The organism is uncultured Clostridium sp. (assembly GCF_947036855.1).
In the GTDB taxonomy this organism is placed as follows: Bacteria; Bacillota; Clostridia; order Clostridiales; family Clostridiaceae; genus Sarcina.
In genome coordinates this window covers 1-11,497 of record NZ_CAMQRY010000081.1, presented here as the reverse complement: position 1 = coordinate 11,497, position 11,497 = coordinate 1, and the positions used below count along the sequence as shown (strand labels likewise).

The following is an 11,497-nucleotide window of genomic DNA, read 5'->3' as shown; positions in this document are numbered from 1 at the left end:
TTTACAGTTAAAAGAATAAATATTAATAAAGATTTATGATTTAATGCTATACTAGAGATACTTTAAATTAAGGGGAGATTAGAATTTGTTTAATGTTGATAGTTTTGTAGATATTTTAAATAACTATAGTAATTTAGCAATACTTATAAGCTTAATTGTGAGTATTGTAATTGCACTTCTAGGGGTATTACCATCATTTTTTGTAACTGGTGCTAATATTATATTTTTTGGTCCTGTAGAAGGATTTTTAATATCTGTGCTTGGTGAAGTTATTGGTGGGGTTATAACTTTTAGTTTATATAGACTAGGTTTTAAAAAGAAGGTTGAGGGATTATCAAAGTATAAGCTTATAGATAAGATAATACATAGTGATGGGAAAAAAGCGGCTTTTTTAATATTTGAAGCAAGACTTTTACCATTTGTTCCATCTGGATTTGTAACTTTTGCGGCATCTATAAGTGATGTTAAAATAATTCCATATACAGTTGCAACAATTCTTGGAAAAATACCATCAATAGCACTTGAGGCTGTTGTAAGCTATGATCTTATAAATATAGATGATAATTTTATAAGACTTTTTATAACACTTAGTGCGGTAGTACTTATATTTGTAACATTAAAGCTTGGAAAGTTTAAAAATAAAAATCCTATGTAGATAATATCTACATAGGATTTTTTTTACATTATAGGAGATAGCAGTCTAAAAATAGCCTCAAAGAACTTGGTTACAGGATTTCTTTTTTTGAAGTCTGTAAGATTAAGTTTTGTACAATCTTTAAGATCTACGTTAAAGGCATCTTCAAGTTGTTTAGATATTTTTTTTGCATAAAGTATAGCATTAGTTTCAAAGTTTAAAGAAAAACTTCTTATATCCATATTAGCAGTACCAACACTACAAATATTAGAATCAGCAACTATACTTTTACCATGTATAAATCCATTATTATAAAAATAAACATTAACTTTTGATTCTAAAAGTTCTTCAATATATTGATTAGAAACCCAAGGCATAAAGAAGTGGTCTGGATTTCCAGGAAGCATTATATTAACATTCACGCCTGATAGTGCAGAAAGTTTAAGTGCAGTAAGCATTGCATCATCTGGTACAAAGTAAGGTGTTTGAATATAAATACTATCTTTAGCATTATTTATTATTTTTATATAACTGTTTTTTATATGGGCTTGTCTATGGTCTGGTCCTGAAGATACAATTTGTACTGGAGTAGTATTAGTCTTTGGGATTTCTCCTTTAAACATAAATCTTTTATGCTCGTCAGTAAGCTTCTCTCCAACAGAGTAAGTCCAATCAAGTAAAAATCTTTCTTCTAAATCATTTAAAGCAGGTCCTTTAATTTTAAGGTGAGTATCTCTCCAATTTCCTACTTTACTATTTGATAAGTATTCATCACCAACATTAAAACCACCAATATAAGATGTTAAGCCATCAATTACAATGATTTTTCTATGGTTTCTATAATTAAGTCTAAGATTTAAAAAATGTAGTATGCTTGGGAAAAATACAGAGAATTTAACGCCTGAATTTTTAAGCTTTTTGATAACCGGTTTTTTAATAGCATTTCCCATATCATCAATTAAAAGTTTAACTCCAACACCGCTTTGTGCTTTTTCACAAAGTATATCAATAATTTTCATACCAATCTCATCACTTCTAAATATATAAAATTCAATATGGATATATTCTTTTGCATTACGCAAATTCTCTAATATATCAGCAAAGAGAACTTGTCCATCTATAAATAAATCAACTTCATTTTCTTCTGTATATATTGAACCACAATTATTGTAGTTCATAAGAATAACATCTTTATTTTCAATTGTACTAAGATTATTATGATATTTCATTTTTAATATTTTAAAGTAATTATTTTTAGTTGTATCATCTATTAGTTTTTTATTAGATAATTTTTGTCTATTTAGGTTAAGTCCAAATAATAGATAAATTATAAATCCAAATATAGGGATGAAAATTAAAATTAATAGCCAAGCCCAAGTTGTAGATGGATTTTTTCTTTCAAAGAATATTAAAAATACTATCAGGATAGCATTTACTATAATTCCAAGAGTACCAAGTGCAAATAAGTGATAAAATTCCATTATGTATCTCCTTAAAGTTAAAAATCTTTGTAAGTATATAGTATAGTATTAAATATTTTCTTGAAATTATTAAAATTAATAAAAAAATAAAGAAAAACAAGAATATTCAGAAGATTAGTAATTTTAAATTAATAATATGTACAGTTAAATAATATATAATAGAAAAGAATGGTAATTTAATAAAAAGATATGTAAGAGGGGTATTTTATGAAGAGGGGCAAGTTAGTTGTTGTTTTAGCTACAATATCTATTATATTAGTTGGAGGTATTACTTTACTTAATAATAAAAATGAATCTAAAGTTTCAGAAAAAAAAGTAAGTAGTAGTATTGCTGTAGAAACCTTTTTAATTAATAATTCAAGTATTGAAAAATTTAAAAAATTTACAGGGATAACTATTGCAGGTGAAAGTGAAGTGGTTACACCTAAAGCATTATCAAACATTTTAGCTATTAAAGTTAAAGAAGGAGATTATGTAAAAAAAGGTCAAGTAATAATGACACTTGATTCTACAAGTATAGACAAGCAAATATCAGAACTTGATAGTGTCAATAATAAGCTAAATGAAACTTTAGAGACTAATAAACAAAAATTAGAAGAAGTAAAAACTCAAAAAAATGAAGAGAGTCTTAAAAAGATAGAAATTGAGGAAGTAAATAATACAACTATAAAAGCTAATGAGGATATAGATGTAAGTATTGTAGATTTAAATACAAAGCTTGAAAATAAAGAAATTGATATAGAAGAACATAAACTTAGTCTTTTGGAATTGAATAAAAAGAAGACTGAAAATACTGCTATTATAAATAAAAATAATATGCAGATAAAAACATTAGATATGACTATTACTGCATTAGATAAAACTATAGAGCAGATGGAAACTATTTTTAGCAAACCAAGTAACAATGAAGTTTCTGATATGCTAAATGGTTTAAAAGATAAAAAAGGTAATTATAGCGTTGTTTCAGGAATAAATGGAGTTATAAAAGAAATTAATTTAAAGGTTGGAGAAATGCCAATAAGTCTTATGAAACCAGGAATATTAATAGAAAATGATTCAAGTTTAGATATTGAATTTCAAGTTGATAAAGAAGATTTGAAATTATTTAAAACAGGAATGAAGATAGATGTATTTGTAGATAAAGCAGATAGTCAGGAGCAAAAACAAGGGATTATAGAAAGTATAGGAACTGAAGTAGATGAGAGGACCAAGCAATATAAAGTTAAAGTAGCTTTTGAAAATGGAGATAAATCTATTAAAATTGGTGATTTTACAAAAGTTTTAATTCCAACAGAAGTTAAAGAGGATGTAGTAAGTATTCCAAAGGATGCAATTATAAGAGAAGATGGAAAAACATTTGTATATGTGTCTGAAAAAAATAAGTCTGTAAAAAAGGAAATTACTGTTGGGATAGAAAATCATAAGGATATAGAAGTTAAAAGTGGATTAAAAGCTCTCGATAAAGTGATTATAAAAGGTAAAGAATTTATTTCAGATGGAGTAGACATAAATATAGTTAAAGAGGTGAAGAAAAATGAAGATAACTAATTTTAGTATAAAAAGACCTGTAACTGTTTTTATGGGAATACTTATAGTTTTAATGTTTGGAGTGGTTTCATATTTAAAACTTAATATAGATATGCTACCTGCATTTAATTTACCTATGCTCATGATGATTACTCAGTATCAAGGGGCAGGGCCAGAAGAAATTGAGGAAATGGTTACAAAACCAATAGAGGGAATTATAGGGACAGCTCAAAATGTTGAGGGGATAAATTCAATTAGCAGTGATGGAAGGTCTATGCTTATGATAGAGTTTGCAGATGGTACAGATATGGACTTTGCATCACTTGAACTTAGAGAAAAAATAGATATGATAGCACCACTTCTTCCAAGTGGAGTAGGAAAACCAATGATAATGAAGATGGACCCTAATATGATGCCGATTATGAGTTTTGCTATGAATCTTGAAGGTAAGGAAATTGAAGAACTTTCAGATTTCTCTGAAAAAACATTAAAGCCAATGCTTGAAAGAGTTGAGGGAGTTGCTTCAGTTGATATAACAGGGAATTTAGAAAATGAAATAAAAATCATTGTTGATCAAGATAAACTTTCTGTGAATGGCTTAAATATGAATAACATAACAATGGCGTTAAAGTCAGATAATATGAATATGCCGATTGGTACAATTGTAGAAGGCAGTTATGATTTACTTGTTAGAAGTACATCAAGTATTGAAAATATAGAAGATATAGAAAATATCTTAATAACTAATAGAGAAGGAAAGATATTTAAGTTAAAAGATTTAGCTAAAATTGTTAAGGGGCGAGAAAATAAAGATAGTTATGCAAGATTAAATGGTGAAGATGCTCTTATATTTAGTGTTCAAAAAGAAAGCACAGCAAATACAGTAAGGGTTTCAAAAGAATTAAGAAAAGAAATTGAAAAATTAGAGAAAGATATTAAAGGTCTTGGAACTACAATGGTTTTAGATCAAGCAGAATTTGTTGAGTTTTCAATTAACTCTGTTAAAACAAATGCTATTCTTGGAGCGGTGCTTGCAGTTATAATTATATTTTTATTTTTGAAAGATATAAGAAGTACATTTATAATGGCTCTTGCAATACCGATATCTGTAATATCAACATTTATAATGGTGTACTTTGCAGGGTTTACACTTAATATGATATCTCTTGGAGGAATAGCACTTGGAGTTGGAATGCTTGTTGATAACTCGATAGTTGTTATAGAAAATATATTTAGACATAAAAAAGATGGAAAAGATAGTACTCGAGCAGCAATAGATGGAACAAGTGAAGTAGCTATGGCAATTAGTGCTTCAACTATTACATCTATATGTGTTTTCCTTCCGATAGTATTTGTTGAAGGAATAGCAGCAGAAATTTTTAGGGAAATGGCATTTTCAATTGCATTTTCATTGATTTCATCTCTTGTAGTATCATTTACACTTGTACCACTTTTAGCAGCAAGATTATTTAAAGAGGATACAGAGTTAAAGGATAATAAGATATTTGATAAACTTAAAAACTTTTATAGTAAGATACTTATTTGGAGTTTAAGTCATAAAAAAATAGTTGTAGGAATGTTAGTTGGATCGATAGCTCTAGGAGGAATATTACTTACAAAGATAGGGATGGAGTTGTTCCCAACAGCAGATCAAGGTGTTGTTTCAATAAGTGTTAAAACACCTAAAGGACTTAGTGTTGATAAAATAAATGATATAGCATTAGAAGTTATTAAAAGTATAGAAGGTATTCCAGATATAAAAGATAAAGCTGTAATGGTAGACACGGCAGGAGCTAATATATCAATTCTTTTAAATGATGAAAGAAAAAGTTCGGATAAAGACATTGCAAGAGCTATAAGAGAAAAAACTATTAATATAGCTGGTGCAAAGATAGAAGTTTCAGCTATGTCAGGTGGAATAAGCACAGGTTCATCTCCACTTGTAGTTAAAGTATCTGGGGAAGAATTTGATAAGTTGAATAAAGTTACTGACGAAGTAATGAAAGCTTTAAAGCAAGTTAATGGTGTAATAGATATAAAATCAAGCAATGAAAAAAGTTCTGAAGAAATTAGAATTGTTGTAGATAAGGAAAAAGCTGCTGAGTATGGGCTAAATAATATAACAATAGCACAAGCTATACAAGGTGCATTTAAAGGTATAGAGGTAGATCAGATAGCACTAGATGATAAAAATCATAATATAGTTATATCATCAACAATGAGTGACAATGCAACATATACAGAGCTTGAAAACATAACAATTAGTACAATGACAGGTTCTAAAATAGCTTTATCAGATATTGCTAAAATAGAGAGAGGTAAAGGGTATAAAGAAATTGCAAGGGAAAATGATACTAGAGTTGTTACAGTTAGTGCAGGGGTAGATGGTATATCTTTGAATGAAGCTGTTAGTAAAACTAAGGATATATTAAAGAACTATGATATAGAAACAGGTTATACAATAACTTATGGTGGAGAAGTTGAACAAATGGTTGAAGCTTTTTCACAGATGATGCTTGCGCTTATTGTTGCAGTATTACTTGTGTATATGGTTATGGCAGCACAATTTGAATCACTCCTTAGTCCATTTATAATAATGTTCACAATCCCACTTGCTTTTGTTGGTGCAATATTCTTATTATTTGCAACAGGTGTTAATATAGGAATAACAGCACTTATTGGATTTATAATGCTTAGTGGAATAATAGTTAATAACGGTATAGTTCTTATAGATTATATAAATAGGTTAAAACTTGAAGGAAGGAGCACTAGAGAGGCTATTCTTGAAACAGGACCTGTAAGACTACAACCGATACTTATGACTGCTCTTACAACAATAATGGGGCTTATGCCTATGGCTATGGGACTTGGAGAAGGGAATGAACTTCAATTACCACTTGCGTTAACAGTAATAGGAGGATTAACATTCTCAACAGTACTAACACTTATTGTAATACCAGTAATTTATTCAATATTTGATGGAATTAGTGTTAAGTTTAAAAATAGAAAATTAAAGAAGATAAGTAAATAAAAAATAGCGCCTTAGAAAATTCTAAGGCGCTATTTTTTTTGTTTAATCTTTTTTATCAGGATCAACAAATCTAAATTGTGAGAATGTTCCAAGGTTTGTATCAACAAGCTTGTACAATTCCTGAGCAGAATCTAAAACTGTTTCACTAGAACTTTTCATATTTTGTGCAGAAATACTAATGTTTTCTGACAATGAAGTAACTTCAAGTGAAGTTGTTTGAATTCCTTTCATTGTAGATAATATGTTAATGTTAGTATTTAAGATTTCACTAGAACGAACATTAACTTCATCAATCTTTGGTGCTATTTCAGATACAGAATTAGAAATAGTATTAAATGACTCTATGGCATTTGATACTGTATTTTTTTGAGTAAGAAGAGTATTCTTCATATGGCTACTTTTACTTACTAAACTATTTGAACTATCAAGTGCGTCTATTATTAAGTCGTTTATTTTAAATGATGACTCTTTTGTTTGTTCTGAGAGTTTTCTGATTTCTGATGCAACTACTGAGAAGCCTTTACCAGCTTCACCAGCTCTAGCAGCTTCAATTGCAGCATTTAATGCAAGTAAATTAGTTTGCTCTGCTATATTGTTTATAAGGTCTGTAATGTGATTAACCTTTTCGATATTAGCTTTCATTGTAGATAATGTAGATGAAAAATCTAAAAATATTTCATTAAAATTATTAAATGAATCATTAAGTTTTTCCATTTCATTAAAACTTTCATTTGCTTTAAAACTTACATTGCTAGTCATAGTTGAAATTGTACTTATTTCTGATACATTAGATTTTAATGAATCATTGAATATAGAGATACTACTGACAACATTTGTAATAGCAGCTGATTCAGCTATAATTTCAGTTGAAATTTCAGCAATTGAATCAACTATATTAGAGCTAGAATCTCTTAAGCCTTTTGAAACATCAGTTAAACTATTAGATTGAACTTCCATAAGACTTGTAGTTGATTTTATATTTGTAACCATATTCTCTATAGAATTTTGCATACCACTAGTAGCTATAGCAATAGCACCTAGTTCATCTTTTCTAAGAAAATGTCTAGGCCTTATAGTGTTGAAGAAATCTCCTTCTTTTAAAAATTCAAAATGAATTCTAAAATTATTCATAAGTGTTGCAAGTTTTCCAAGTAATTTCCAAATTGAAAATAAGCTTAAAATAGTTAGTATCGTTGATATTAAGGCATAATATCCTGTTATTGTAAGTGCAGAATCTGATGAAACTAGATTAATGCCATCAACCTTTATACTTTTAATTAGAAGATATACAATAGCAGAATTTATTAATAGTACAATTGTGAGTATAAAAGCTATTTTAGACGTAATATCTGTTTTAAGACTTTTTCTTGCATCAAAGTTAAAATCTACGCTCATAAAATTATTCCCCCTTAAATTTACGTATAATAAGAGTTTAATATGTTTTACTATAAAATTCAATAAATACAAATAAAAGTAATATTAACAAAAGGTAAATAATAACAAAAAATAAGTTTGGTAGTAAAAAAATATTATTTAATTATACATTTAACAATAAAACTGGTAATAAACTATATAATGAATGGATTTATTTTATGGAGGGTTAATATGATCTTAATTAATCTTAAAAAATACTCTAACGAATATTTTAATTTTATATATAGTGATGAAAAAAGATTTATCTATACAACGAAGCGTTTTATCAAAAATATTGAATATTTTTATATTTGTAATTATTACATAGAGGAAGAATTAGAAGTGATTATAAAGAAATTTATTGTAGAAAAAGATACTTACTATGATTATAAGGTATTTTATAAATCAGGAAATATATTCATATTATATAAGAAACAAAATGTTTTAAGTGTTACAAGAATAAGTAGCTTTAAAAATATTTTTGAGGAAAAAGAATTTAGTATTTATTTAGATGGAGATATTAAACATACAGATATTTTAAATGAGAGATATTTTATTGCATTTATAGAAAGAAAAGATATTTTAGGGAGTAAATATAAAGCATATAGAAGTAGTAAGAGGTATAGCTACAAGTTTTCTTATTTAGTTGATTTAGAAGAAAGTGAAAGTTATTTTATTTATGATGTGAAATTTGCTCTTGGCGCAAGAGATTATATAAAATTAATATATATAAATGGTCTTGAATGTATATTTTTTGAGGAAGCATATAGAGAAGCTTGGGAAAAAGAATTTTATTATTTTAAAGGAATATTTGAAAGTGACAAAAATATAAAATCAAATAATAGTTTGAATTATATGGATTTTGATTCTTTTATATTTAATATTAAAACTGGAAGTGAAAATTTGAAGTTTGAGATTATAAAGAGTATAGGTGAAGAGGGTACAATAAGATATTTAGGGGAAGATTATAAAAATTTATACTACAGAGAATTATATTTTGAGAGTAGAATTGAAAAAATTTATTTATTTGAAAAAATTACTGAGAAAATGATTGAAATAAGCGAAGTTGACCACAATAAAAGACAGGGGGAATTTTATTATAACTTAGATAAAATCACTATTTTTTATGAGGAAGAGTTAGAGGATTACAATAGACTTGTAGGAATATTTAATAGATCTTGCGATGTAGTATATAGTAAAAATATAGGTATGTTTGAAGATTTTATAGAAGATAGATATCTAATAACATATTACTCAGATGAGTATGATGGTGATAATTTTAATTATGCAGTTGTCAAGGATATGAAACTTAATAAAGAAATTCAATATGATGGTAATATAAGAAGTATAGGAGAATATGTAGTTTTATATTGAGGATAATAAAGACTTTCTGAATTAAATTTAAATTTATGGTATGATGTTAGATACAAAGTATCAATAGTATGTAGATATACTACAAATGTTTAGGAGGTAAATGAAAATGAGTAGAAAAGGGAATCCTGTAATTTTAAAAGGATTGGATATGACTAAAGGGGATGTTAGTTATGAAAGAATGACGCTTGCGGGGACAATTGCAAAGTCTATAATATTATTTTTAATACTTGGAGCATCATTTTTATATAGTTATAGTATGACTATAAATGGTGGTTCAAACATACTTGTAGCTTCGGGGATTATATCAGTAGTTTTAGTTATAGTAACTATGATTAAACCTAAAATTGCAAAATATACAGCGATTATTTATGCAGCTGCTCAAGGTTTTTTACTTGGGGCTGTGTCAAATGTTATAAATGGAATATATCCTGGGATTGCAACACAAGCAATTTTCATAACTATAGTAGTTGCAATTGTTACGCTTTTAATTTATAGAAGTGCACCAAGTTTTGCAGCTAAAATAAGAAAAGTTGTATTTATAGGAATTATATCAGTTGTAGTAATACAATTACTTTCAATGGTTGGTGGGATATTTGGCATGTCATCACCTATATATGGTAATGGGAGCATAGGGATAGGGATAGGATTTAGTATTATAGTAATAATACTTGCAGCATTCTCGCTTATGACTGATTTTGATAATATAAGTAATGCAGTAAACTATGGAGCACCTAAGTATATGGAGTGGTTCTGTTCACTTGGACTTATGATTACACTTATCTGGTTATATACAGAGATATTAAATCTTTTATCAAAATTTGCATCAAGAGATTAATAAAAAGGTTCTACATTTATATGAATGTAGAACCTTTTTTGCTTAAAGATTACTATATGATGAAAAAGTAGCAATATAAAGGTATTAGCATAAGATAGTAGTGGAGAATAATATAGGAGATTTTAAAATGGGTAAATGTACACATTATTTTGGAAGTGGAAATACAGCGATTGGTTTTGTGAATTATTATGAAAGTATATTTCAAAATACTAAAAAAGCTTATTTTATAGTTGGAGGATCAAATAAATATAAAACAGATATCTTACAAAAGTTGGTAAAAAAATATGCTGATTTTTATAATATTGAAATAATAAATAGTAGTATAGATAAGAATGATATAGCAGCTATAAAAATTGTAGAACTTAATATTACAATAGTAAATGAAGATTTAATTTATGAAAAAAATATAGCAATAAATGATGCGAAAATTATAAAAGTTGATATATCAGGTGCAGTTGATAATAATGTTATAAGCAATAATTCAATATATTTAGAAGGGCTTCAAAAAAATATATTGAAAAATATGAATAATGCTTGTAAAAAATTTGCTAATTCGCTTATATATCATGAGAAAATTGAAGGGTATTATTATAAGTATATGAATTTTGAAAAAGCAAATAAATTTACAGATGAATTATGTGAGGAAATTATAAAAGATAAAGATAAAGATAAAGTAGCCACTACATATCATAGGTTTTTAGGTGCAGCAACATCAGAAGGTCCGATTGATTTTGTCCCAAATCTTACAGAGGGATTAAAAAAATATTATTTAAAGGGGCGTTCAGGAACAGGGAAATCTACAATAATAAAAAGTATAGCAAATAAAGCTAGTAGGAATGGTTTTGATATAGAAGTATATCATTGTGGATTTGATCCTAGAAGTTTAGATATGGTAATAATTAGAGAACTTAAAGTTGCTATATTTGACAGTACAAAACCACATGAATATTTTAAGACATCAGTAAACGATAAAGTAATAGACACTTATACAGAATTTTGTGAAAAAGATGTAGATAAACTATTTAAAATTGAAATAGATACTATAAGTGAGGAGGCTAAAAGATATAAACAAGAAGCAGTAGAACATTTGAAAAAAGTAATAGAGTATAAAGAAAAACATGATGATGTTTATGAGAGTGCACTTAATAAAAAGAAAGCTGATTTAATAATAAGAGGGAATTTATTTATAATATAGAAAAGTA

8 protein-coding genes are annotated in these 11,497 nt (G+C 27.2%); 6 read left to right on the top strand and 2 right to left on the bottom strand.

Annotated features, from left to right (window positions below):
* Positions 1-85 precede the first annotated feature (85 nt).
* Positions 86-655, top strand: a complete 570-nt coding sequence (locus Q0V15_RS08960) for a TVP38/TMEM64 family protein (RefSeq protein ID WP_297438153.1) — start codon at positions 86-88, stop codon at positions 653-655.
* 23 nt (positions 656-678) lie between these two features.
* Here the strand turns inward: Q0V15_RS08960 and cls are convergent, their stop codons facing one another.
* Positions 679-2,115, bottom strand: a complete 1,437-nt coding sequence (gene cls / locus Q0V15_RS08955; RefSeq protein ID WP_297438151.1) for a cardiolipin synthase — start codon at positions 2,113-2,115, stop codon at positions 679-681.
* Between the two features lie 207 nt (positions 2,116-2,322).
* Here cls and Q0V15_RS08950 point away from each other — a divergent pair, with 207 nt between their 5' ends.
* Both Q0V15_RS08950 and Q0V15_RS08945 read left to right on the top strand, forming a co-directional pair.
* Entirely contained in the window at positions 2,323-3,663 is a 1,341-nt protein-coding gene (locus tag Q0V15_RS08950; protein WP_297438149.1) for an efflux RND transporter periplasmic adaptor subunit, read from the top strand.
* Positions 3,650-6,673, top strand: a complete 3,024-nt coding sequence (locus tag Q0V15_RS08945; protein WP_297438147.1) for an efflux RND transporter permease subunit — start codon at positions 3,650-3,652, stop codon at positions 6,671-6,673. The genes Q0V15_RS08950 and Q0V15_RS08945 overlap by 14 nt, the downstream gene beginning before the upstream one ends.
* Before the next feature lie 42 nt (positions 6,674-6,715).
* On the opposite strand, the gene Q0V15_RS08940 is transcribed toward Q0V15_RS08945, so the two are convergent.
* Positions 6,716-8,068 (bottom strand): methyl-accepting chemotaxis protein, encoded by a 1,353-nt coding sequence (locus tag Q0V15_RS08940; protein ID WP_297438145.1) that lies wholly within the window; start codon positions 8,066-8,068, stop codon positions 6,716-6,718.
* Between the two features lie 210 nt (positions 8,069-8,278).
* Here Q0V15_RS08940 and Q0V15_RS08935 point away from each other — a divergent pair, with 210 nt between their 5' ends.
* The 3 genes from Q0V15_RS08935 (at position 8,279) to Q0V15_RS08925 (ending at position 11,490) form a co-directional block, all read left to right on the top strand.
* Positions 8,279-9,460, top strand: a complete 1,182-nt coding sequence (locus Q0V15_RS08935; RefSeq protein ID WP_297438143.1) for a hypothetical protein — start codon at positions 8,279-8,281, stop codon at positions 9,458-9,460.
* A gap of 106 nt (positions 9,461-9,566) precedes the next feature.
* A complete protein-coding gene (locus Q0V15_RS08930; RefSeq protein ID WP_297438141.1) occupies positions 9,567-10,295 on the top strand; it encodes a Bax inhibitor-1/YccA family protein in 729 nt (242 codons plus the stop codon).
* Positions 10,296-10,422: 127 nt separating this feature from the next.
* The gene (locus tag Q0V15_RS08925) at positions 10,423-11,490 is read left to right on the top strand and encodes a hypothetical protein (protein ID WP_297438139.1); all 1,068 of its coding nucleotides are present in this window, start codon (positions 10,423-10,425) and stop codon (positions 11,488-11,490) included.
* Positions 11,491-11,497 lie beyond the last annotated feature (7 nt).